The following is a 22,053-nucleotide window of genomic DNA, read 5'->3' as shown; positions in this document are numbered from 1 at the left end:
CGGCCCGGCTCCCGGTTCCGTACGCACCCCGCTGGTCAGTAACGGGTTACCGACTGGTCGGTCACCGGATCGTCACGGGAAACGGGCCGGGAACGGGCGGCGAACCACAGGGAATCGGTCAGCCTACCGGCCCCCGCCGGGGGCCACGGGCATCGCGTCAGGACACCAGCACCCCGGAGTTCACCGCGACCTCCGGGCGGCTCCGCATCTCCTCCGTGCACGCGTACCGCTTCAGCGGATCCCGGTCACTGTCCGGGCCGCCGAGCACCACCTTGTGCTCCTCGTCCGCCGCCGCCGTGCCCGCCAGCGTGCAGATGATCTGCGCGAGCGCGTAGGACTGCAGCTCCTCCGGCGGCCGGTTCAGCCGCAGCGCCCCGTCCGGGTCGCCCTTCGCCGGACCTGCGACCGAGACCCAGTCCTCGACCGCCGTGGAGAACCCGGACGAGGACTCGGCCGCCGAGGGCGGCTGCCGCAGCTGATCCAGCAGCGCCCGGGCCACCTCCACCCGCTCGATCGGCGCCTTCTTCTCCGACAGCTGCGCGTTCCGGTTCACCGACAGGATGCGCGAGGTGCACAGCAGATAGATCCGTACGGAGACCCGGCCCGCCCCCTCGGCCGCCCGCCCCGTCTCCGGCGCCCGGCACGACGCGCGCGAGGGCGCGGCCCCGGCGTCCACCGGCACCGAGGTGCCGCGTATGCCGCAACCGGCCGCCAGCAGCGCGACCACGACGGTCAGCAGCAGGGCGGCGGGCCGCCGGGTCGCTCGCGGGCTCATGGCGCGCCCCCTTCGTTCGTACGGCCCTCGCCGCCCTTACGGCCCTCGCCGCTCTTGCGGTCCTCGGCCTTCCGCTCCCCGGCCTTCCGCTCCTCGGCCTTCCGCTCCTCGGCCTTCCGCTCCCCGGTCTTCCGCTCCTCGATCGAGGCGAGGCGCGAGGCGTCCATGGGCAGCCGCAGCGTGAAGACGGCGCCGCCCTCCGGCGAGTTCGCCGCGCTGATGTCGCCGCCGTGGATGTGCGCGTTCTCCATCGCGATCGACAGCCCCAGCCCGCTGCCCTCGGAGCGGGGCCGGGAGGCGCTCGCCTTGTAGAAGCGGTCGAAGACGTGCGGCAGCACGTCCTCCGGGATGCCCGGACCGTGGTCCCGCACCTTGATCACCAGATCGTCGCCCTCGGGGAGTACCGCCACCCGTACGGGGGAGCCGCCGTGCTTGAGCGCGTTCCCGATCAGGTTGGCCAGGATGACGTCCAGCCGCCGCGGGTCCAGCCGGGCCACGATCCCGCGCGCCGCGTCCAGCTCCACCGCGTCCAGCCAGGCCCGCGCGTCGATGCAGGCCGTCACCTGGTCCGCGACGTCGACGTCGTCGAGCACCAGCCGCGCGGTGCCCGCGTCGAAGCGGGTCACCTCCATCAGGTTCTCCACCAGGTCGTTCAGCCGCCGGGTCTCGCTGACCACCAGCTGCACCGCCGGGGCGATCATCGGATCGAGGGAGTCGGCCTCCTCCTCCAGCACCTCGCTGACGGCCGTGATCGCGGTCAGCGGGGTCCGTAGCTCATGCGACATGTCAGCGACGAAACGGCGGCTGGACGCCTCCCGCGCGCTCAGCTCGTCCACCCGCTTCTGCAGCCGCTCCGCGGCCCGGTTGAAGGTGTGCGACAGATTGGCCAGCTCGTCCGAGCCGGAGACCTGGAGCCGGGTGTCGAGATGCCCCTCGCCCAGCCGGTTCGCCGCCTCGCCCAGCCGCTGCACCGGCCGCAGCACGGTGGCCGCGGCCGCCTGCGCGAGCAGCGCGGAGCCGACCAGGGCCAGTGCGGTGGCGATGCCCAGCGACCAGGCGAGCGAGTTGAGGTCCCGGCGCTCGGTGTCCAGGGACTTGAGCATGTAGCCGGTCGGGCCGCCCCCGTTCACCTTCGCCCCGCCCACCAGGTACGGGGTGCCGTCCAGGGTGATCCGCTGCCAGTAGAGGTGGTACGGGGCGGCGTGCGACCCCTCGGCCGCGCGCCGCTCGTCCACCGCGCGCCGCAGCACCGTCGGCACGGCCTTCATGGTGAACAGGTCCGGTGCCGAGGCCGCCGTGCAGGCGCCGCTGCCCCGGGTCCGGGTGACCAGCAGCACCTCGTACTTCTGCGTGTTGTCCGCCATGCGGTCCGCCGCGTCCTGCAATTCGGGACACGTGGGTGTGACCGGCAGCGGATCGGTGTCGTCCTTCAGCGCCTTGCGGAACTCGTCCAGCGCCGCGTCCTGGGTGCGGGTCAGCACCGCGTCACGGTTCAGCCAGTACGCGATCGCCGACGCGGACACCGCGGCCGCCAGCGCCACCAGGCCGAAGACCAGCATCAGCCGCAGCCGCAGGCTCAGCCACCGCAGAATCCCCGCCGCCCAGCCCCGAGCCCGCCCGGGGTCCTCGCTCACACCGCTCAATTCCGTACGTCTCCGCCCCAGCCGTGCGCACCCGCGTACGCCACCGCACCTCTCACGCCGGAGCGTCCAGCCGGTACCCGACCCCACGCACGGTGCGGATCAGCGTCGGCGACGACGGCACGTCCTCCACCTTGGCGCGCAGCCGCTGAACGCACGCGTCCACCAGCCGGGAGTCACCCAGATAGTCGTGTTCCCACACCAGCCGCAACAGCTGCTGCCGCGACAGCGCCTGCCCCGGCCGACGGCTCAGCTCCAGCAGAAGCCGCAGCTCGGTGGGGGTGAGCTGAAGATCCTCGCCGTTCTTGGTCACCGTCATGGCGGCCCGGTCGATCACCAGGCTGCCGAAGGACGCCGCGTCGTTCGCCTCCCGCTCGCCACGGCGCAGCACCGCGCGGATACGGGCGTCCAGCACCCGTCCCTGCACGGGTTTGACCACATAGTCGTCCGCGCCCGACTCCAACCCCACGACGACGTCGATGTCGTCGTTGCGGGCGGTCAGCAAGATGATCGGCAACTGGTCGGTACGGCGGATACGGCGGCACACCTCGAAGCCGTCGATCCCGGGCAGCATCACATCCAGCACGATCAGGTCCGGCCGCTGCTCGCGCAGCAGCTTCAGACCGTCCTCACCCGTCGCCGCCGTCGCCACACGGTGGCCCTGGCGGGACAGGGAGAGTTCGAGGGCCGTGCGGATGGCGTCGTCGTCCTCGATCAGCAACAGGAAAGGCACGTTGGTCATTCTGGCCTACAAGGGGCCTGTAGTTCGACCGTCGGGGTTCACCGAACTTGATCGCCTGTGACGAGCCTGTGACAGTCGGCAGACAGCGCCATGAAACTGGTTCGGCAAAGTCTTCTGTGCACCGGCCGGAACGAGCGGCCGGGCAGCCAGCAGACGACCGAGCAAGCTCCACCGACGGGGGGCGCGACATGAGCACACTGCACTACACCCACAACAGCGCAGTCATTCGCACGCGCCTCCACGACGCCGGCCGGGGCGGAGAGAAGTCCGGTGCCGTGAGCGGGCGGGGGTGCGCTCGCGGCACCGGGCGTCAGCGGCCGCCGTACATGGTGGCCATTGACGCGAACCCGGGGGCCGGGGAGGGCCTCGGGGGGCACGGGGGTCCCGGGGGGGACCACGGGGGCAGCTCGTACGGGGAGGCAGAGGGGGAGCGGCGCGCGCAGAGCCTGGCGGAGGCGGAGTTCACCGCCTACGTCCAGGAGCGCCGCGCCTCCCTGTACGCAACCGCCTACCACCTGACCGGCGACCGGTTCGAGGCCGAGGACCTGCTGCAGAGCGCGCTGTTCTCGACGTACCGGGCCTGGGACCGGATCAGCGACAAGGCCGCGGTCGGCGGATATCTGCGCCGCACCATGACCAACCTGCACATCAGCGCCTGGCGTCGGCGCAAGCTCAACGAGTACCCGACGGAGGAACTGCCGGAGACGGCGGGCGACCAGGACGCGATGCGCGGCACCGAACTGCGCGCCGTGCTCTGGCAGGCCCTGGCCCGGCTCCCCGAACTGCAGCGCACGATGCTGGTGCTGCGGTACTACGAGGGCCGGACGGACCCGGAGATCGCGGACATACTCAACATAAGTGTCGGAACGGTCAAGAGCAGCATCTGGCGCTCGCTGCGCCGGATGCGCGAGGACGACACCCTCAGCTTCGGCCGTAACGAGGAAGAGTCCTTCGGCGAACTCGTCGCCTGAGGGCAGGGGAAGGGAAACACGGGGGAAATCGGGGAAACACGGGGAAATGGGGAACGGGGAATAGGGGAAAATCGGGGGAAACGGGATCGGGGGATCCCAACGGGGGCGAGCGGGTCCTGACGGCCGGGAGGTCTGTCCGGGCCCGCTCGTGTGTGTGGTCGTACGGAGCGCTTTGAGTACGGATACTCATGCTCCCGTATCGCCCGTTTCGACAGGCTGATCCGCATGAAAACACGCGACGTTCCGCGACGCGTCCTCGATGTGGTCGCGGGTGACTGGCTGTCCCGCGGCTATCTCGCCGTGGTCTGCGCCCTGTTGGCCTGGGCCTGGGCGGACGCCAGCTTCTTCCCGTACGACGACGCCTCGTTCGCGGCGGTCGTGCCCGCCCTGTTCACGGCCCCGGCCAGCCTGCTCTTCGTCCTCCTCCCGGAGGGCACCGAAGGCTCCTACTTCGGCCTGGTCACGGCGGCGGCCGTGCTCAACGCCACCGCGATCACCCTCCTGGCCCGCGCCGCGCGCAACGCCTAGCGATTCCGGCGGGGTTCACCACGGTACGGTCCGGCCACGTTTGGGTCCGGCGCCGACCCCGCGGTCAGAGGCTGAAGATCCGTCGTGCGTTGCCGGACAGGAACAGCTCCGTGGCCTCCTCGTCCAGGCTCAGTTCACCGAGGTGTTCCAGCGCCTGACCCGGGGTGATCATGGGGTAATTGGTGCCGAACAGCACCTTCCGGCGGCCCCGGCCGCGCAGGTAGTCAACCAGCTCGCGAGGGTAGCGGCGGGCGGTGTAGGCGCTGGTGTCGATGTAGACGTTGGCGTGCTTGTCGGCCACCGCGATCATCTCCGTGGTCCACGGGTAGCCGATGTGCCCGCACACGATGGTCAGCTCCGGGAAGTCGAGGGCGACCTGGTCGATGTAGGGGATGGGGCGGCCGGTCTCGGAAGGTCGCAGCGGACCGGTGTGACCAACCTGGGTGCAGAAGGGGATGCCAAGGTCGACGCAGGCGGCGTACAGCGGGTAGTACAGCCGGTCGGTGGGTGGGAGCTGCCACAGCCAGGGCACGAGCCGCAGGGCCACGAAACCGAGTTCCTCCACGGCGCGGCGGAGTTCCCGCACGGCCCGGACCGGCCGGGTGAGATCCGCGCCGGCCACTCCGCGCAGCCGTCCCTCGGACTGGGCGACGAAGTCGGCCACTTCGTCGTTGCTGATCAGCGGCCCCTGAGGCCCGTACCAGGCCGCCGACAGTCCGATCTCGACATCGCCCGCGGCCAGAGCGGCCACCGTCGCCTTGACCGGCAACGGCTCCTCCAGCAGCCCCCGCCCCGTCCACCGGCGCAACGACTCGAACATCTCATGGTTGGAGTGACGGAGCGTGGGGTGTTGCATCCACGCATCGATAACCGGCATCCGGTTCCCTGCCTCTCTCCTGGAGCCGCTGGCCATACCGCACCGAGGACGGCTAAGCGAACGCTTACCGCGACTCTAGCCAGTGGGTGTCGCCCACAACCACCTCTCAAGCGGCTCCACTCGATACGTCAAAGCGACCCTCTAGGTCCGCGCCCCCTCCCGGCTGTGATCCGCCGCTGCTGCCGCCGCTATCCGCTTCAGCGCGTCGTCCCGGCCGCACGCGTACGCGCCCAGCGCCGTCTGCCGCTCCACGATGCCGCGCTCGGAGCGCATCAGCCGCCAGCCCCTGCGCACCAGATACGGCGCCGACTTGCGCCCCTCCCGCAGATCGCGCGCCAGTCGCCGCCGGAACGTCGTCGAGGGCCGCCCCCGCAGGCAGATCGCGTCCGCCAGCACCCCCAGCGCCCGGCACCGGTCGATGATGTCCGCCGCGAAGATCCCCTCCGCCACGAACACCGGCGCCCGCCCGATGCCCAACGGCTCCTCGCCCACCCGGGAGCTGGAGGCGATGTCGTACACCGGCACGGTCGCCCGCCCCGTACGGCACAACGCCTCGACCGCCCCCACCGCCGCGTCCGCGTCCCACGACAACGGCGAGTCCCAGTCGGCCCCTTCACCCCCGTCGAGCTGCGGGAGCGTCGGGTCGTCCCCCTCCTTGTAGAAGTCGTCGAGGTTCAGCACGGGCAGCCCGGTGCGGGCCGCGAGGGAGGACTTTCCCGAACCGGAGGGCCCGGTGAGCAGGACGACGCGCGCGGAGGCGGGATAAGGGGTCACGGAACACCAGTCTGAACCATCCCCCGCCCCCGCATGAACCCTTGGGGCGCCTTGGCCGGGATGGCGTTGCGTACAGTCCCTCCATGCCTGAGTTAGAGCTGCTCCGCCCGGACCACGCGCCCGCGCTCCTCGCGTTCGAGCGGGAGAACCGTGCCTACTTCGCCGCGTCCATCCCCGACCGGGGTGACGACTACTTCCACCGCTTCGAGGAGCGCCACCGTGCCCTGCTCGCCGAGCAGGAGGCCGGTTTCTGCTACTTCCACCTGCTGGTGGGCGCGGAGGGCGAGGTGCTGGGGCGGGTCAACCTCGTGGACGTGGCGGACGGTTGCGCGGAACTCGGCTACCGGATCGCCGAGCACGCCGCGGGCCGGGGGCTGGCCACCGGGGCCGTGCGGACGATGTGCGACCTGGCCGCCGACAGCTACGGGCTGACCACGCTGCGGGCCGAGACCACCCTCGACAACGCGACCTCCCGAACCGTGCTCGCCCGCACCGGTTTCACCGTCGTCGGCGAGACGAAGCTCGACGGCCGCCCCGGCCTGACGTACCGGCGAGACGTACGCCCATGCCCGTGAACGGCCCAGCAGACCCGGTGGCCCAGGCACTGCGGCTGGTCACGAGCCGCTGTCCGGATGCCCTGGGCGCGATCCTCGGCGGCTCAGCCGCCCAGGGGCGCGCGACACCGGCCAGCGATCTGGACGTAGCGGTCCTGCTCCCGGACTCGGACACCAGCCGCCGCGAGGTCGTACGCCACGACGGCCGCCTGGCCGAGCTGTTCTTGCACACCCTCGCGGACCTTCCCGAGGTCTTCGAAGAGGACAGAGCCCGCCGCCGGGGCACGGTCCTCTTCATCTACGACCAGGGCCTCCCCCTGTTGGACCCCCACGGCCACCTGTCCCGTGCCCGCACCCGGGCCCGAGCCGCCCTCGCGGCCGGTCCACCACCGCTCACCCCGACCGAGCGGGAACGCGGCCGCTACCTCCTGACCTGCTTCATGGACGACCTGCTCGACACCCGGCCGACCGACAGGTACGAACAGCTCTCCCTCGCCGACGCCGTCCTGCGCGAGGCCGCGCACCTGCTCACCGACCACCACACCGCCTGGACGGGTATCGGCAAATGGCTCCCCCGCAGACTGCTCGGCGCCGACCCGGCGCGGGGCAGCGCCCTGCTGGACGGCCACCAGGCCGTGGCCGAACACGGTGACCCCGCCGCCTTGGCGGCCGCGGCCGAGCAGGTCCTCGCCCTGCTCGGCGGGCCACTGCGCGAGGGATACACGCAACGATGGGGACGCGGGCCAGGGCTTCGTACCGGGGCGACGTAGGCACGGAAACCCCTCTTGCGTGTGCCATGCCATACCTCATAAGTTACTGCTAGGTAGCTTGGAGGGGGTGGGCAGGTGAGTCCGCGCAGGAGTGACAGCCGTGACCGACGCCGCACCTCAACTGGCCCGCTCCGCCGCCCCGCCGTCTTCGCCCGCTGGCGGGAAGCCCTCGCCGAACTGCTCGTCCGGCACGGTCTGCCCGAGGAGCGCAGCCGGAGGCTCGGTGCCTTCGTCATCGCGGCGGTCGAAGGTGCGGTGATCATGTGCCGGGCCGAGCAGAGCACCGCTCCGCTGGAGGCCGTCAACCGGCTCGGCCGACCAGCACCGCACCCATGCCCGCGCATCCGGCACCACCTAGGAGAACGACCATGACCACCACCGACCTCGCAGCCATGACCGGCCTGGAACTGATGCGCTGGGTGCAGACCGAACGCCCCACCGACATCCCGTCCATCGGCCGCCTGCTCGGCATGCGCTTCGACGAGGTCGAGCACGGCCGCATCGTCATCTCCCTCGACACCCGCCCCGACTTCGCGAACCCCCTCGGCACCGTCCACGGCGGCATCGCCGCCACCCTCCTCGACTCCGCCATGGCCTGCGCCGTCCACACCACCCTCCCCGCCGGCGCCGGCTACACCACCCTCGAACTCAAGGTCAACTACATCCGCGCCGCCCGCACGGACGGACAGACGCTCACCGCCGAAGGCACCGTCATCCACGCAGGCCGCCGTACCGCGACCGCTGAGGGCAAGGTGCTGGACGACCAGGGCAACCTGATCGCCCACGCCACCACCACCTGCATGATCCTTTAGGTCGCCGCCCAGGTCAGACGCCCATGGGGTGCCAGACCGTTTTCGTCTCCAGGAAGGCGAGGAGGCGGGTGGTGCCGGGGTCTGCGGGCCAGTCCACAGGGTGTGGACGGACCACGCGCTTGAGGTTGTCGGCCGCGGACCTCTCCAGGTCGGTGGCGAGGGCCTGGTCCGCGCCCGTCAGGTCGATCGCGTTGACGTCCTGGTGGGCGGCGAGCGGGGTGGCCAGTTCGGATGTGCGGCCCGAGAGGATGTTGACCACGCCGCCCGGGAGGTCGGAGGTGGCCAGGACCTCGGCGAGGGAGAGGGCGGGGAGCGGCGCGCGCTCGGCGGCCACGACGACGGCCGTGTTGCCGGTGACGATCGCGGGGGCCAGGACCGAGACCAGGCCGAGGAAGGAAGAGTCCTGGGGCGCGAGGAGGGCCACGACACCCGTGGGCTCGGGGGTGGAGAGGTTGAAGTACGGCCCGGCGACGGGGTTCGCGGAGCCCGCGATCTGGGCGATCTTGTCGGACCAGCCCGCGTACCAGACCCAGCGGTCGATCGCCGCGTCGACGGCAGCGGTGGCCTTGGCCTTGGAGAGGGACTCGGCGGCCGCTACCTCGGCCGCGAACTGGTCGCGGCGGCCCTCCAGCATCTCGGCGACGCGGTACAGGATCTGGCCGCGGTTGTACGCGGTGGCGCCGGACCAGCCGCCGAACGCCTTGCGCGCGGCGACGACCGCGTCGCGGGCGTCCTTGCGGGAGGCCAGGGGGGCGTTGGCCAGCCAGCGGCCCTTTGCGTCGGTCACCTCGTACACCCGTCCGCTTTCGGAACGTGGGAACTTGCCGCCTACGAAGAGCTTGTAGGTCTTCAGGACCGAGAGTCGTTCAGACATTGAGGTAGGCCTCCAGGCCGTGGCGGCCGCCCTCGCGGCCGTAGCCCGACTCCTTGTAGCCGCCGAACGGCGAGGCGGGGTCGAACTTGTTGAACGTGTTGGACCAGATCACCCCGGCGCGCAGCTTGCTCGCCATCTCCAGGATGCGCGAGCCCTTCTCCGTCCAGATGCCCGCCGACAGGCCGTACGGGGTGTTGTTCGCCTTGGCGATGGCCTCGTCGGGGGTGCGGAAGGTCAGGACCGAGAGGACCGGGCCGAAGATCTCCTCGCGGGCGATCCGGTGCGCCTGGGTGACGCCGGTGAAGAGGGTGGGCGCGAACCAGTAGCCGGAGCTGGGCAGCGCGCACTCGGGGGCCCAGCGCTCGGCGCCCTCGGCCTCGCCCGCGTCGGCCAGGTCGCGGATGCGGGCCAGCTGCTCGGCGGAGTTGATCGCGCCGATGTCGGTGTTCTTGTCCAGCGGGTCGCCCACGCGCAGGGTGCGCATGCGGCGCTTGAGGGCGTCGAGGAGTTCGTCCTGGACGGACTCCTGGACCAGCAGGCGGGAGCCCGCGCAGCAGACGTGGCCCTGGTTGAAGAAGATGCCACTGACGATGCCCTCGACCGCCTGGTCGATCGGCGCGTCGTCGAAGACGATGTTCGCGGCCTTGCCGCCCAGCTCCAGGGTGACCTTCTTCTCCGTACCGGCCACCGTGCGGGCGATCGCCTTGCCGACCTCGGTCGACCCGGTGAAGGCCACCTTGTCGATCCCGGGGTGGGCGACCAGTTCGGCGCCGGTCGAGCCGTCGCCGGTGACGATGTTGACCACGCCCTTGGGCAGGCCCGCCTGGCGGCAGATGTCCGCGAAGAAAAGGGCGCTCAGCGGCGTCGTCTCGGCGGGCTTCAGCACGACCGTGTTGCCGCAGGCCAGCGCCGGGGCGATCTTCCAGGCCAGCATCAGGAGGGGGAAGTTCCAGGGGATGACCTGGCCCGCCACGCCCAGCGGCCGCGGATCGGCGCCGTAGCCCGCGTACGCGAGCTTGTCGGCCCACCCCGCGTAGTAGAAGAAGTGCGCCGCGACCAGCGGCAGATCGGCGTCCCGCGACTCGCGGATCGGCTTCCCGTTGTCCAGCGACTCCAGCACCGCCAGCTCGCGCGAGCGCTCCTGGATGATCCGCGCGATGCGGAACAGATACTTGGCGCGCTCGGCGCCGGGCAGCGCAGACCAGGACTCGAACGCCTTACGGGCCGCCTTCACCGCGCGGTCCACGTCCTCGGCGTTCGCCTGGGCGACCTCGGACAGCACCTCCTCGGAGGACGGGGAGAGCGTCTTGAAGACCTTGCCGTCGCCCGCCTCGCGGAACTCGCCGTCGATGAACAGCCCGTACGACGGGGCGATGTCGACGACCGCGCGGGACTCGGGAGCGGGGGCGTACTCGAAAACGGGCATGGCGTATCAGTCCACCGTCACGTAGTCGGGACCGGAGTACCGGCCGGTGCTCAGCTTCTGGCGCTGCATCAGCAGGTCGTTCAGCAGACTCGACGCGCCGAAGCGGAACCAGTCCGCGGACAGCCACTCCTCGCCCAGCGTCTCGTTGACCATCACCAGGTACTTGATCGCGTCCTTGGACGTACGGATGCCGCCCGCGGGCTTCACCCCCACCTGGACGCCGGTGGCCGCGCGGAAGTCCCGGACCGCCTCCAGGAGAACGAGGGTGACGGGCGGCGTGGCGTTGACGGACACCTTGCCGGTCGACGTCTTGATGAAGTCGGCGCCCGCGAGCATCGCCAGCCAGGACGCGCGGCGCACGTTGTCGTACGTCTGCAGCTCGCCCGTCTCGAAGATCACCTTCAGGTGCGCGGCGCTGCCGTCGGGGCGGGCGCAGGCCGTCTTGACCTCGCGGATCTCCTCGAAGACGTCGAGGTAGCGGCCGGAGAGGAACGCCCCGCGGTCGATCACCATGTCGATCTCGTCCGCGCCGGCGGCCACCGCCTCCCGGGTGTCGGCCAGCTTCACGGAACGGGCGGCGCGGCCGGACGGGAACGCGGTCGCGACGGCCGCCACGTGGATGCCGCTGCCCCGCAGGGCCTCCTTCGCGGTCGCGACCATGTCGCCGTAGACGCAGATCGCCGCGACCGGCGGGGCGGAGCGGTCGGTGGGGTCGGGGCTGATCCCCTTCGCGCACAGCGCCCGGACCTTGCCCGGGGTGTCCGCGCCCTCCAGGGTCGTCAGGTCGATCATCGAGATCGCCAGGTCGATGGCGTACGCCTTCGCCGTGGTCTTGATCGAGCGGGTGCCGAGGGTCGCGGCACGGGCCTGCAGGCCGACCGCGTCGACGCCCGGCAGGCCGTGCAGGAAGCGGCGCAGCGCGCTGTCGGTGGCGGTCACGTCCGCCATCGACGCCAGTCGCTCCGCGGCCTCTGTGCCGTATGCGGGAACTGTGGTGGGCATGGTCACCAGGTGAGCATATCTACGCGCGTAGCGGTATGTCACCCCCCGGCCTTGATCGGGACCGGGCCCGACCCGGCCCTCTTCCGGTCCCGTTCCGGCTCCGTTCCGTGCTCGTTCCGTGTTGATCCCGAGGCCCAACGCGCCGGACCGTGCGGCACAATCGGCCCCATGACGAGCCCGGACGACCCCGCACGCCCCCCGCAGCCCGACGAGGAGCCCCCGTACGGCGACCGCGTCTACCGCTCCCCGGGCGGCATCGCGGGCGGCGTCCTGCTGCTCGCCCTCAGCGGCTGGCTCGGCATCGACGCCATGCTGCGCGGCGAGGGCCGCACCCCGTGGCTGGCCCTCGCCGGGCTGCTGTGCGCCGTGCCGGTGGTGATCGCCTTCACCGTGCGCCCGGCGGTGTACGCGGGCGCGGACCGGCTGCTCGTACGCAACCCCTTCCGCACCATCACCCTCCCCTGGGGCTCCGTCGACACCCTGCGCGCGAGCTACACCAGCGAGGTGCTGGCGGGCGGCGCGACGTACCAGCTGTGGGCCGTCCCCGTCTCGCTGCGGCAGCGCAAACGCGCCGCCCGGCAGCAGAGCCGCGACGCGGCGTCGCCGACGCCGCTCGGCCGCACGCCCGGCCCGGGCGCGACGGCGGACCGGCGCGCCCAGGCCGACCAGACGATCGGCGATCTGCGCGAACTGGCCGAGTCCAACGCGGCCCGCGAGGGCGCGCAGGGCGAGCCCGAGGTGCGCTGGGCGTTCGAGGTCATCGCGCCGACCCTGGCCGGGGCGGTGCTGCTGGTGATCATGCTGCTGATCTGAGGGCGGGGCGGCAGGGCTCCTTCGCCCTTGGCTCCGCCGTCATCGCCTGGTTCATGAAGTTCATCTCCAGCATGAGCTTCTTGCCATTCGCTGCCAGGTGCTGGGCGTTCAGATCCCGGCCGCCGCCGCGAGGTCCTTCTTCAGGGCCGCCAGAACCGTTTCCGCCGTGGTCCGGGCCGAGGGCAGGTCTTCGGCGGTGGGCACGTCCACGACCACCTCCAGGTAGCACTTCAGCTTGGGCTCCGTGCCGCTCGGGCGCACGATGACCCGGGCCGAGCGGACCGTGTCCTTCCCGGCGAACTGATAGCGCAGGCCGTCCGTCGGGGGCAGGGTCTCCGTACCCCGGGTCAGATCCTCGGCCGAGGTGACCGCCAGGCCCGCCAGCTCGGCCGGGGGCTCCTCGCGCAGGCGCCGCATCGCCGCCGCGATCAGGGACAGGTCCTCGACCCGTACGGACAACTGGTCGGTGGCGTGCAGGCCGTGCGCCACGGCGATGTCGTCCAGCAGGTCGGCGAGCGTCCGCCCCTGCCCCTTCAGCTCCGACGCCAGCTCCGCGACCAGCAGCGCGGCCGTGATCCCGTCCTTGTCGCGCACGCCCTCCGGGTCCACGCAGTACCCGAGCGCCTCCTCGTACGCGTAACCCAGACCGTCCACCCGGGCCAGCCACTTGAAGCCCGTCAGCGTCTCCGCGTACGCCGCGCCCGCGTCGGCCGCGATGCGGGACAGGAGCGACGAGGAGACGATCGTCGTCGCGAAGGCGCCCAGGGCGCGCCGCTTGTGGACGAGGTGGGTGGCGAGCAGCGCGCCGACCTCGTCGCCGCGGAGCATCCGCCAGCCGCTGCCCGTTCCGGGTGCGGGGACGGCCACCGCGCAGCGGTCCGCGTCCGGGTCGTTCGCGATGACGATGTCGGGCGCCTCCTCGCGCGCCGCCTCTCGCGCCGTCGCGAACGCCAGATCCATCGCCCCCGGCTCCTCCGGGTTCGGGAACGCCACCGTCGGGAACGCCGGATCCGGCTCCGCCTGCTCGGGCACCACCGACGGCGCCGGGAAGCCCGCCCGCGCGAACGCGGCGCTCAGCGTCTCGCGGCCCACGCCGTGCAGCGGCGTGTAGACCACCCGGGCGTCGCGGGGCGAGCCGGGCGTCAGGACGGCGTCCGTCCGGGCCAGATACGCGTCCAGGACGGCGTCGTCCAGCGTCTCCCACCCGGTGTCCGGGCGGCGTACGTCGTTCAGGCTGCCGATCGCCGCGATCTCGGCCGCGATCTCCGCGTCGGCGGGCGGAACGATCTGCGAGCCGTCGCCCAGGTAGACCTTGTACCCGTTGTCGCGCGGCGGATTGTGGCTCGCCGTGACCTCGATGCCCGCGACGGCCCCCAGGTGCCGGATGGCGAACGCGAGCACCGGCGTCGGCAGCGGGCGCGGCAGCAGCGCCGCGCGGAAGCCCGCGCCGGTCATGACGGCGGCCGTGTCGCGGGCGAACTCCGCGCTCTTGTACCGGGCGTCGTAACCGATGACGACGAGGCCGGTGGCGTGCTGCGGCTGCTTCGCGAGGTACGCGGCCAGTCCGGCGGCGGCGCGGATGACGACGGCGCGGTTCATCCGCATGGGCCCCGCGCCCAGCTCACCGCGGAGGCCCGCGGTGCCGAACTGAAGCGTGCCGGAGAAGCGCGCGGCCAGCGCGCGCCCTGCCTCGGGGGCGCCCTCCTTGGCCGCGTCGAGCAGCGCGCGCAACTCGTCCCGGGTGTCGGGGTCGGGGTCCTCGGCCAGCCAGGTGCGGGCCTGGTCGATGAGGTCGAGCGCCATTGGGGGGCCTCCTGGGCGGGGGTGCGGTGTGTTGTTGTGTGGTGCGGCTTTGTGGGTGGTGCGCCGGGGGGTTCGGTGGTGGGTGCCGGGTGCGGCGCCTCAGGGGCGGGGCCTCCGGGACCCTGCCCCGGAGGCCCCGCACCGGCACCCCCCCACCGGACCGTCCGCGCACCCAGCCGCACCCGCCCGCCCAGGCGAACCCGGGGTCCGGGGCGGAGTCCCGGCGGGGGGTTTGGGGGGCGGAGCCCCCCAAGACCTCAGCCCCGACGTACCTCAGAGGCGCTGCAGGACCTGGGCCAGGAGCGTGCCCATGCGGGTGGCGGAGTCGCGGCCTGCCTGGAGGACCTCTTCGTGGTTGAGGGGTTCACCGGTCATGCCCGCGGCCAGGTTCGTGACCAGGGAGATGCCCAGCACCTCGGCGCCCGCCTCGCGCGCGGCGATCGCTTCGAGGGTGGTGGACATGCCGACCAGGTCGGCCCCGATGGTGCGGGCCATGGTGATCTCGGCCGGGGTCTCGTAGTGCGGGCCGGGGAACTGGGCGTAGACGCCCTCTTCGAGGGTGGGGTCGACCTGCTGGCAGAGGGCGCGCAGCCGGGGGGAGTAGAGGTCGGTGAGGTCGACGAAGTTGGCGCCGACGATGGGGGAGGCGGCGGTGAGGTTGATGTGGTCGCTGATCAGGACCGCTTGGCCGGGGCGCATGCCTTCGCGGAGGCCGCCGCAGCCGTTGGTGAGGATGATGGTCTTGCAGCCGGCGGCGACGGCGGTGCGCACGCCGTGGGCGACGGCGGCGACGCCGCGGCCTTCGTAGTAGTGGGTGCGGCCGAGGAAGACGAGGGCCCGCTTGTCGTCCAGCTGGTACGAGCGGATGGTGCCCGCGTGGCCCGCGACGGCGGGCGGCGGGAAGCCGGGCAGCTCGGTGACGGGGAACTCGTGCTCCGGACTGCCGAGCGCGTCGGTGGCGGGGACCCAGCCGGAGCCCAGGACGAGGGCGACGTCGTGGGTCTCCGCACCGGTCAGCTCGCGCAGGCGCGTGGCGGCGGCGTCGGCGGCGGCGTGGGGGCCGGCGGGGGCGCCCTGGCTGTCCCAAGAAACAGATGCGTTCACGCGCACGAGGGTAGCCCCTCCCGGCCTACGCGCGTAGACGGCCTCCGGGGGTGGTGTTCGGATCGTTGCGAACGGGCCGCGCTACGCGGGGGCGGCGAGGCGGTCGTAGGGCTGGGAGAACCGTTCCAGGGGGTCGCCGTCGGCGCTCCAGGGCCAAGCGGTCACCACGCCCCCGGTGGCGCGCAGGGCCGTCGCGGCTTCGGTCATGCGGCCGGACCTGACCAGGGCGTAAGCGAGGACGTTGAGGTCGGCGAGGGCCGCGGCGTGGTGGAGGAAGCCGGGGCGGGGCCAGTCGTGGGCGGCCTGGTCGAGGACCGAGGCGACCTGCTCGCGCCGCCAGTGCTCCCCGGCGCTGATCGCCTCCATGCCGCCGGTGGCCATGGCGCGCTGGTGGCCGCGGACGATCGCGGTCAGCTCCAGGGCGGTGGCGGGGGCGTCGGCGGGCATGCGGCCCCGGACCGAGTCCAGCAGGTCGAGGAGCTGCACGGCGGAGCCGCACTCGTCGGGGGACAGATAGCCGAGGACCTGAAGGTACGCCTCGCGGTTCCACGGGTCGCGGGCCATGACTTCCTGCCAGATCGCCGACAGCTCGCGGTGGGGCCGCCGCTCGCGGCGCAGGGTGGCCAGGTGCACGACGTACGGGGTGGGGTCGGCGGGGACCAGCTCGGCGGCGAGGCGGCAGGCCTCGCGGGCGTCGCTCAGGTCGCCCTGGGCCCGGACCAGGTCCGACCAGGCGTGCAGCAGCAGGGCTCCCTGGTCGCGGGGGTGGTGCCGCCGCCAGATCCCGGGCAGCGCCCGCCCCGCGGCGGCGGCGAGCACGGAGAGGCGGTGGGCCTTGCGATCCCAGTCCTGACCGGCGTCCTCGACCACCCGGGAGACCTGGGCGATCACCGTGGTGTCGAGATCACCGCGGTCCCAGCTCGTCTCGAGCCGTTGCCGGACCCGCCCGAGGGCGGTGTCGTCGAGTTCGGGGACCAGACGAGGACGGCTGCCCTTACGGCGCCTGAAGACGGGCATATCGGTCGGCTTTCGGTGGTGGTGATCGAGATCAATCCGCATCCTCAACCGGCTCCCGCGGGGGAGAACAGAGGGACGGCCACATCGGCACGATGGCTTCACCAGCCGCGCGCAAGCGGAACCAGTCGCGCGCGAGCGGACGTCAGCAGGGGCGCTTGCGCAGTTCCATGACGTAGTCGTGGGGCGCGCCCGCGGATTCGGCGGCGTCGGCGATCTCGCCGAGGTAGCGGGCGGAGGGCAGACCGCCCTCGTAGCCGTTGAGGACGTACAGCCAGGCGGGCTCCTCGCCGTCCAGAGTGTGGACGCGGATCCGCATGCGGCGGTATATGTCCAGGCCCACGCCCTCCCAGCGGTCCATGGAGTCCTCGTCCATGGGGGCGATGTCGTAGAGGGCGACGAAGACCTGGGAGCGCGGGGCTTCGACGATGGTGGGGAGGGCGCCCTCCCAGCCCATCTGCTCCCCGCCGAAGGTGAGGCGCCAGCCGGTGATCCAGCCTGTGCCGCGCAGAGGTGAGTGCGGTGCGCGGCGGGACATCAGCCGCGCGTCGAGGTTGCCGGCGTACGCGGCGTAGAGCGACATGGATCAGAGGGTACGGGAGAGGGGTGGAAGCGCTCTTGGGGTGGCGGGTTCGGAGCGTTACGCGCACTCGAACCCCCGGGCGGAAGCCTAGCGGGTGGGTACGGGACAATGGAGCATGTGACTCGGATCGTGATCATTGGTGGCGGACCCGGCGGCTACGAGGCGGCGCTGGTCGCCGCGCAGCTCGGTGCGGAGGTGACCGTCGTCGACTGCGACGGTCTGGGCGGGGCGTCGGTGCTGACCGACTGCGTGCCGTCGAAGACGTTGATCGCCACGGCTGAGGTGATGACGACGTTCGACTCTTCGTACGAGGAGTTGGGCATCATCGTCGCCGATGACACCCCGCCGCTGGAGCAGACGGCCCGGGTGGTGGGCGTGGACCTGGGCAAGGTCAACCGGCGGGTGAAGCGGCTGGCGCTCGCGCAGTCGCACGACATCACGGCCTCCGTGACGCGCGCCGGCGCGCGGGTCATGCGGGGGCGCGGACGGCTGGAGCCCGCGCAGGCGCCGGACGGATCGCGGAAGGTGATCGTCCGGGCGGTGGACGGCTCCGAGGAGACCCTGGTCGCGGACGCGGTGCTGGTGTCGACCGGCGCGCACCCCCGGGAGATCCCGGACGCGCAGCCGGACGGCGAGCGCATCCTGAACTGGACGCAGGTGTACGACCTCGACGAGCTGCCCGAGGAACTGATCGTGGTCGGGTCCGGCGTCACGGGCGCCGAGTTCGCGGGCGCGTACCAGGCGCTGGGCTCCAAGGTCACGCTGGTCTCCAGCCGGGACCGGGTGCTGCCGGGCGAGGACTCGGACGCGGCGGCGGTGCTGGAGGACGTCTTCCGGCGGCGCGGGATGAACGTGATGTCGCGGTCCCGGGCCGCGGCGGTGAAGCGGGTGGGCGACCGGGTGGAGGTCACGCTCGCGGACGGGCGGGTCATCACCGGCAGCCACTGTCTGATGGCCGTGGGCTCGATCCCGAACACCGCGGACATGGGCCTGGAGGAGGCCGGGGTCCGGACGAAGGAGTCCGGCCACATCCTGACCGACAAGGTGTCCCGCACCAGCGCGCCGGGCGTGTACGCGGCCGGTGACTGCACCGGCGTGTTCGCCCTCGCGTCGGTGGCGGCGATGCAGGGCCGGATCGCGATGTACCACTTCCTGGGCGACGCGGTCACGCCGCTGAATCTGAAGACGGTGTCGGCGAACGTCTTCACCGACCCCGAGATCGCCACGATCGGCTACTCGCAGGCCGATGTGGACGAGGGGAAGATCGACGCCCGGGTGGTCAAGCTGCCGCTGCTGCGCAACCCGCGCGCGAAGATGCAGGGCATCCGGGACGGCTTCGTGAAGATCTTCTGCCGTCCGGGCACCGGCATCGTGGTCGGCGGTGTGGTGGTCGCGCCGCGCGCGAGTGAGCTGATCCACCCCATCGCGCTGGCGGTCGACAACAACCTGACCGTGGAGCAGATCGCCAAGGCGTTCACGGTGTACCCGTCGCTGTCCGGCTCGATCGCCGAGGTGGCGCGGCAGTTGCACACCCGCAAGTCGTCCGAAGGGTAGTCAGGACGCCGTCGGGGCGTGAGGTGCGCCCCTTATAGCAGCTTGCGCCCGCGCAGATGAACAACTTCTGCTAATTAGTGCAAGCTGCTGAAAACAGACAGTCGTTGGCGTTACTGTCAGTTTCGTGTTCGCTGCAGAACGTCGCCAATTGATCCTTGAAATGGTGCGTGCGAACGGAGCGGTGTCGCTCCGTGAGCTCGCCCGCGTCGTCCAGACCTCCGAAGTGACCGTACGGCGTGATGTGCGGGCGCTGGAGGCAGAAGGACTGCTCGACCGCCGGCACGGCGGTGCGGTGCTGCCGGGCGGATTCACCAGGGAGTCCGGCTTCCCGCAGAAATCCCATCTAGCGACCGCGGAGAAGACGGCGATCGCCGATCTCGCGGCCGGTTTCGTCGAAGAGGGCGAGGCCGTCGTGGTCGGCGCCGGTACGACCACGCAGGAGCTGGCCCGCCGGCTCGCGAGGGTCCCCGGGCTGACCGTGGTCACCAATTCCCTGCTCGTCGCGCAGGCGTTGGCGCATGCCAACCGGGTCGAGGTCGTGATGACCGGCGGCACGCTGCGCGGCTCCAACTACGCGCTGGTCGGCAGTGGTGCCGAGCAGTCCCTCCAGGGGCTGCGGGTCTCGCGCGCCTTTCTGTCCGGCAGCGGGCTGACCGCCGAGCGCGGGCTGTCCACGTCCAACATGCTGTCGGCCAGCGTCGACCGGGCGCTGGTCCAGGCCGCGGCGGAGGTGGTGGTGCTCGCCGACCACACCAAGCTGGGCACCGACACCATGTTCCAGACGGTGCCCACCGATGTGATCACGCGGCTGGTGACCGACGAGCCGCCCGCCCAGGACGACCGCGCGCTGACCGAGCTGCAGGCCCTGGCCGATCAGGGCGTGCAGATCGCGGTGGCGGGGCCGGCGGGGTCCGGATCGGCCGGTGGCGAGGGCGGCGGCCCGCCGGGCGCGGCGCGCCAGGCGGGCCGGCTGGGCTCCTCGGCCCCGCGGACCGGTGAGGACGGGCTGCCGCTGCCAGGGCCGCGCCGCAATCCGCACGGCCAGGGTCCCGGCGCCGCCCAGCTGCGCAGCGCGGCGTCGCTGCCCGAGCAGCAGTCGGGCGGTGGAAGGGTGGCGGATCTGGCACCGAGGCGGCGCTGAGGCCGCGGCGCTGAGAGCGCGGCACGGTGCGGGGGTGGCCGGTTCAGTGCGCCTTGAGTCCGGTGAAGGTCAGGGCGAGCAGCCGGTCCGCCAGTTCCGGGTCGTCCGGGGACTGTTCGACGGCCAGCGCGATGGCGTTGGTCAGCTGCATCAGGTCGGCGATCACCACGTCCGGCCGCACGGCCCCGGCACGCTGGGCGCGGGCGAGCAGTTCGCTGCCCGCCTCGCGCAGCGGCAGCCGGCAGCCTCGGGACAGCGCCGAACTCTCGTCGCCCGAGCACGCCATCAGGGCCTGGGCGAGCCCGCGGTAGGTGCTCGCGTGGTGGACGATCGCCCGCAGCCAGTCCACCAGCGCGGTGCACGGCTGGGGCGCCTTCGCCAGCTCGCGGGAGTGCGTCAGCAGGGCGTTCATCTCGCCCTGGAAGACGGCGCCCATGAGCGCGGTGCGGTTGGGGAAGTGCCGGTAGAGGGTGCCGATGCCGACGCCCGCGCGGCGCGCGATGTCCTCCAGCGAGGCCTCGGTGCCGTGCTGGGTGAAGGCGGTCCGCGCCTCGCCCAGCAGCCGCTCGTAGTTGCGCCGCGCGTCGGCGCGCATGGGCCGGGGGAGCGGTGGCGTGTGCGCCGGGGCTGTCTCGGTCGCCATCGCGGTCCTCCCTGCTGTGCCTTGCGGTACCTGCCTGTAGGTCAAGCATGCCATTACGTCACATCGAGGTGGCGGAGACCGTCATCTCCGGCGCGGGAGAAGCCGGCGCGGGAGAAGGGGGAACGGATGAGGAGGGGGAGACGGATGCGGATCAACGTCCGCGCCCGGCAACGCCCATGGGACTGACCAGTCGATCGCTGGAGTGGGTGCTGATCGCCGCCGCCGTGGTGTGCGTCGCGCTCACGGCCTGGCTGTGGCCGCGCTTCGCCGGGCGGGGGGTGCGGGCGTGGACGGGCAGGCTCGGGTCGTTGGCGGTGACCCAGTGCGCGATGGTGGCCGCGCTGGCGGTCGTGGTCAACGCGCACTTCCAGTTCTACGGGTCCTGGGACGAGCTGCTGGGCCGGGGGGACGAGGCTCCCGCCGCGCTCTCGGACGTACCCGGCGGCGGGGCGGGCGCGGGCGGGGCGTCCGGGGCGCTGGTGCGGTCCGCGCCGCCGCAGGGGCTCGACCGGGTGCACGGGCTGCCCGAGGGGCCGCCGGAGCGGGTGGGCAAGGTCGAGTCGGTGCGGATCACGGGCCGCCGCAGCCAGGTGGCCACGCCCGCGTACGTCTATCTGCCGCCGCAGTACTTCCAGCGGCAGTACGCCCGCCAGCGCTTCCCCGTCGTCGTCACGGTCAGCGGCTACCCCGGCGGGTCGTTTCTGCTGGCCCAGCATCTGCGGGTGCCGCAGACCGCGGGGGAGCTGATCCGCCGGGGGACGGTGCAGCCGACCGTGATCGTGATGGTCCGGCCGACGATCGCCCCGCCCCGGGACACCCAGTGCGTGGACGTCCCCGGCGGGCCACGGGCCGAGACGTACTTCGCCGAGGACCTGCCCGAGGCGCTGACGCGCCACTACCGGATCGGCCACGACCCCAGCGCCTGGGGCGTCATGGGGTACTCCTCGGGCGGCACCTGCGCGCTTGAGCTGGCCATGCGGCATCCGCGGGTCTACGCCGCGGCGGCCGCCCTCTCACCCGACTACCGTGTGGTCAACGACCCCACCACCGGAGACCTGTTCGGCGGCGGCCCGGCGGGCGAGCGCCGCAAGAGGGAGCACGATCTGATGTGGCGGCTGCGGAACCTGCCGCGGCCCGAGGTGTCGGTGCTGGTGGCCTCCAGCCGCCGGGGCGAGTCGAATTACGGCGCGACCCGGTCGTTCCTGGCCGCCGTACGGCCGCCGATGCGCGCCCAGTCGATCATCCTCGACCAGGGGAGCCATAACTTCCGCACCTGGCGGCGCGAACTGCCCACGGCGCTGCGCTGGATGAGCGAGCAGCTGACCTTCCCGCAGGATGTGGTGCGCCGGTGAGAAACGCGCGGGCCCCGGACGTCCTGTGGACGGCCGGGGCCCGGCTGCGCGGTACGGCGGGGCGTCAGTCCTTGATCTCGCAGATGACCGAGCCCGAGGTGATCGAGGCGCCGACCTCGGCGCCCAGGCCCTTGATGGTGCCCGCGCGGTGGGCGTTGATGGGCTGCTCCATCTTCATGGCTTCGAGGACGACGACGAGGTCGCCTTCGGCCACGGTGTCGCCCTCGGCCACGGCGACCTTGACGATGGTGCCCTGCATCGGGGAGGCGAGGGCGTCGCCGGAGGCTGCCGAGCCGCCCTT

General features: G+C 72.2%; 24 protein-coding genes. 10 read left to right on the top strand and 14 right to left on the bottom strand.

Annotated elements, in window-relative coordinates:
• Positions 1-157 precede the first annotated feature (157 nt).
• From ACZ6CL_RS39930 to afsQ1, 3 genes are read right to left on the bottom strand one after another with little or no spacing between them, the layout of a single operon-like run.
• Positions 158-775 carry a hypothetical protein gene (locus ACZ6CL_RS39930; protein ID WP_468945739.1) on the bottom strand — a complete coding sequence of 206 codons (618 nt, stop codon included), beginning with the start codon at positions 773-775 and terminating at the stop codon, positions 158-160.
• On the bottom strand, positions 772-2,418 hold the full coding sequence (locus ACZ6CL_RS39925) for an ATP-binding protein (protein WP_468945737.1): 1,647 nt from the start codon (positions 2,416-2,418) through the stop codon (positions 772-774). Before ACZ6CL_RS39925 ends, ACZ6CL_RS39930 begins: the two co-directional genes overlap by 4 nt.
• Positions 2,419-2,470: 52 nt before the next feature.
• On the bottom strand, positions 2,471-3,148 hold the full coding sequence (gene afsQ1, locus ACZ6CL_RS39920) for a two-component system response regulator AfsQ1 (protein ID WP_009717259.1): 678 nt from the start codon (positions 3,146-3,148) through the stop codon (positions 2,471-2,473).
• Between the two features lie 197 nt (positions 3,149-3,345).
• Between afsQ1 and ACZ6CL_RS39915 the strand changes: the two genes are divergently transcribed.
• Both ACZ6CL_RS39915 and ACZ6CL_RS39910 read left to right on the top strand, forming a co-directional pair.
• On the top strand, positions 3,346-4,128 hold the full coding sequence (locus ACZ6CL_RS39915) for a SigE family RNA polymerase sigma factor (protein ID WP_468945735.1): 783 nt from the start codon (positions 3,346-3,348) through the stop codon (positions 4,126-4,128).
• 225 nt (positions 4,129-4,353) lie between these two features.
• A complete protein-coding gene (locus ACZ6CL_RS39910) occupies positions 4,354-4,656 on the top strand; it encodes an SCO4225 family membrane protein (protein WP_468945733.1) in 303 nt (100 codons plus the stop codon).
• 64 nt (positions 4,657-4,720) lie between these two features.
• Here the strand turns inward: ACZ6CL_RS39910 and ACZ6CL_RS39905 are convergent, their stop codons facing one another.
• Positions 4,721-5,512 carry an amidohydrolase family protein gene (locus ACZ6CL_RS39905; protein WP_468945731.1) on the bottom strand — a complete coding sequence of 264 codons (792 nt, stop codon included), beginning with the start codon at positions 5,510-5,512 and terminating at the stop codon, positions 4,721-4,723.
• A 162-nt stretch (positions 5,513-5,674) separates the two neighbouring features.
• The gene (locus tag ACZ6CL_RS39900) at positions 5,675-6,307 is read right to left on the bottom strand and encodes a uridine kinase family protein (RefSeq protein ID WP_468945729.1); all 633 of its coding nucleotides are present in this window, start codon (positions 6,305-6,307) and stop codon (positions 5,675-5,677) included.
• A gap of 83 nt (positions 6,308-6,390) precedes the next feature.
• Here ACZ6CL_RS39900 and ACZ6CL_RS39895 point away from each other — a divergent pair, with 83 nt between their 5' ends.
• The 4 genes from ACZ6CL_RS39895 to ACZ6CL_RS39880 all read left to right on the top strand — a co-directional run bounded on the left by ACZ6CL_RS39895 (position 6,391) and on the right by ACZ6CL_RS39880 (position 8,443).
• Entirely contained in the window at positions 6,391-6,882 is a 492-nt protein-coding gene (locus ACZ6CL_RS39895) for a GNAT family N-acetyltransferase (protein WP_468945727.1), read from the top strand.
• Entirely contained in the window at positions 6,873-7,631 is a 759-nt protein-coding gene (locus tag ACZ6CL_RS39890; RefSeq protein WP_468945724.1) for a nucleotidyltransferase domain-containing protein, read from the top strand. The genes ACZ6CL_RS39895 and ACZ6CL_RS39890 overlap by 10 nt, the downstream gene beginning before the upstream one ends.
• Positions 7,632-7,706: 75 nt before the next feature.
• A complete protein-coding gene (locus ACZ6CL_RS39885) occupies positions 7,707-8,003 on the top strand; it encodes an LmrA/YxaF family transcription factor (RefSeq protein ID WP_468945721.1) in 297 nt (98 codons plus the stop codon).
• A complete protein-coding gene (locus ACZ6CL_RS39880; protein WP_468945719.1) occupies positions 8,000-8,443 on the top strand; it encodes a PaaI family thioesterase in 444 nt (147 codons plus the stop codon). Before ACZ6CL_RS39885 ends, ACZ6CL_RS39880 begins: the two co-directional genes overlap by 4 nt.
• A 13-nt stretch (positions 8,444-8,456) precedes the next feature.
• Here ACZ6CL_RS39880 and ACZ6CL_RS39875 read toward each other — a convergent pair whose 3' ends face one another.
• The 3 genes from ACZ6CL_RS39875 to deoC are packed head-to-tail and all read right to left on the bottom strand — an operon-like array spanning position 8,457 to position 11,745.
• Positions 8,457-9,317, bottom strand: a complete 861-nt coding sequence (locus ACZ6CL_RS39875) for an aldehyde dehydrogenase family protein (protein WP_468945717.1) — start codon at positions 9,315-9,317, stop codon at positions 8,457-8,459.
• Positions 9,310-10,743 (bottom strand): aldehyde dehydrogenase family protein, encoded by a 1,434-nt coding sequence (locus ACZ6CL_RS39870; RefSeq protein ID WP_468945716.1) that lies wholly within the window; start codon positions 10,741-10,743, stop codon positions 9,310-9,312. The genes ACZ6CL_RS39875 and ACZ6CL_RS39870 overlap by 8 nt, the downstream gene beginning before the upstream one ends.
• Before the next feature lie 6 nt (positions 10,744-10,749).
• Complete coding sequence (gene deoC, locus ACZ6CL_RS39865; RefSeq protein WP_468945714.1) at positions 10,750-11,745, bottom strand: deoxyribose-phosphate aldolase; 996 nt, start codon at positions 11,743-11,745, stop codon at positions 10,750-10,752.
• A gap of 168 nt (positions 11,746-11,913) precedes the next feature.
• Here deoC and ACZ6CL_RS39860 point away from each other — a divergent pair, with 168 nt between their 5' ends.
• Positions 11,914-12,558 (top strand): PH domain-containing protein, encoded by a 645-nt coding sequence (locus ACZ6CL_RS39860; protein WP_468945712.1) that lies wholly within the window; start codon positions 11,914-11,916, stop codon positions 12,556-12,558.
• 108 nt (positions 12,559-12,666) lie between these two features.
• Here ACZ6CL_RS39860 and ACZ6CL_RS39855 read toward each other — a convergent pair whose 3' ends face one another.
• The 4 genes from ACZ6CL_RS39855 to ACZ6CL_RS39840 form a co-directional block, all read right to left on the bottom strand.
• Positions 12,667-14,361 (bottom strand): phospho-sugar mutase, encoded by a 1,695-nt coding sequence (locus tag ACZ6CL_RS39855; RefSeq protein WP_468945709.1) that lies wholly within the window; start codon positions 14,359-14,361, stop codon positions 12,667-12,669.
• A gap of 273 nt (positions 14,362-14,634) precedes the next feature.
• Positions 14,635-15,465, bottom strand: coding sequence for a purine-nucleoside phosphorylase (locus ACZ6CL_RS39850; RefSeq protein ID WP_468945707.1), 831 nt, complete (start codon positions 15,463-15,465; stop codon positions 14,635-14,637).
• 81 nt (positions 15,466-15,546) lie between these two features.
• Positions 15,547-16,482, bottom strand: coding sequence for a hypothetical protein (locus tag ACZ6CL_RS39845; RefSeq protein WP_468945704.1), 936 nt, complete (start codon positions 16,480-16,482; stop codon positions 15,547-15,549).
• A 142-nt stretch (positions 16,483-16,624) separates the two neighbouring features.
• A complete protein-coding gene (locus ACZ6CL_RS39840) occupies positions 16,625-17,062 on the bottom strand; it encodes a gamma-glutamylcyclotransferase family protein (RefSeq protein ID WP_123100215.1) in 438 nt (145 codons plus the stop codon).
• A gap of 108 nt (positions 17,063-17,170) precedes the next feature.
• On the opposite strand from ACZ6CL_RS39840, the gene ACZ6CL_RS39835 reads away from it, so the two are divergent.
• Both ACZ6CL_RS39835 and ACZ6CL_RS39830 read left to right on the top strand, forming a co-directional pair.
• Entirely contained in the window at positions 17,171-18,616 is a 1,446-nt protein-coding gene (locus ACZ6CL_RS39835) for an NAD(P)H-quinone dehydrogenase (protein ID WP_468945701.1), read from the top strand.
• Between the two features lie 160 nt (positions 18,617-18,776).
• Positions 18,777-19,757, top strand: coding sequence for a DeoR/GlpR family DNA-binding transcription regulator (locus ACZ6CL_RS39830; RefSeq protein ID WP_468945698.1), 981 nt, complete (start codon positions 18,777-18,779; stop codon positions 19,755-19,757).
• A 43-nt stretch (positions 19,758-19,800) separates the two neighbouring features.
• Here the strand turns inward: ACZ6CL_RS39830 and ACZ6CL_RS39825 are convergent, their stop codons facing one another.
• Complete coding sequence (locus tag ACZ6CL_RS39825; RefSeq protein ID WP_468945695.1) at positions 19,801-20,400, bottom strand: TetR/AcrR family transcriptional regulator; 600 nt, start codon at positions 20,398-20,400, stop codon at positions 19,801-19,803.
• Positions 20,401-20,576: 176 nt separating this feature from the next.
• Here ACZ6CL_RS39825 and ACZ6CL_RS39820 point away from each other — a divergent pair, with 176 nt between their 5' ends.
• On the top strand, positions 20,577-21,752 hold the full coding sequence (locus tag ACZ6CL_RS39820; protein ID WP_468945693.1) for an alpha/beta hydrolase: 1,176 nt from the start codon (positions 20,577-20,579) through the stop codon (positions 21,750-21,752).
• Between the two features lie 64 nt (positions 21,753-21,816).
• Here the strand turns inward: ACZ6CL_RS39820 and ACZ6CL_RS39815 are convergent.
• Positions 21,817-22,053 (bottom strand): biotin/lipoyl-containing protein (locus ACZ6CL_RS39815; RefSeq protein WP_468945691.1); only part of this gene is annotated, 237 nt, incomplete at its 5' end.

The sequence above is a fragment of the Streptomyces sp. NPDC041200 genome (assembly GCF_055591805.1).
This window is presented reverse-complemented; position numbering and strand designations above follow the sequence as displayed.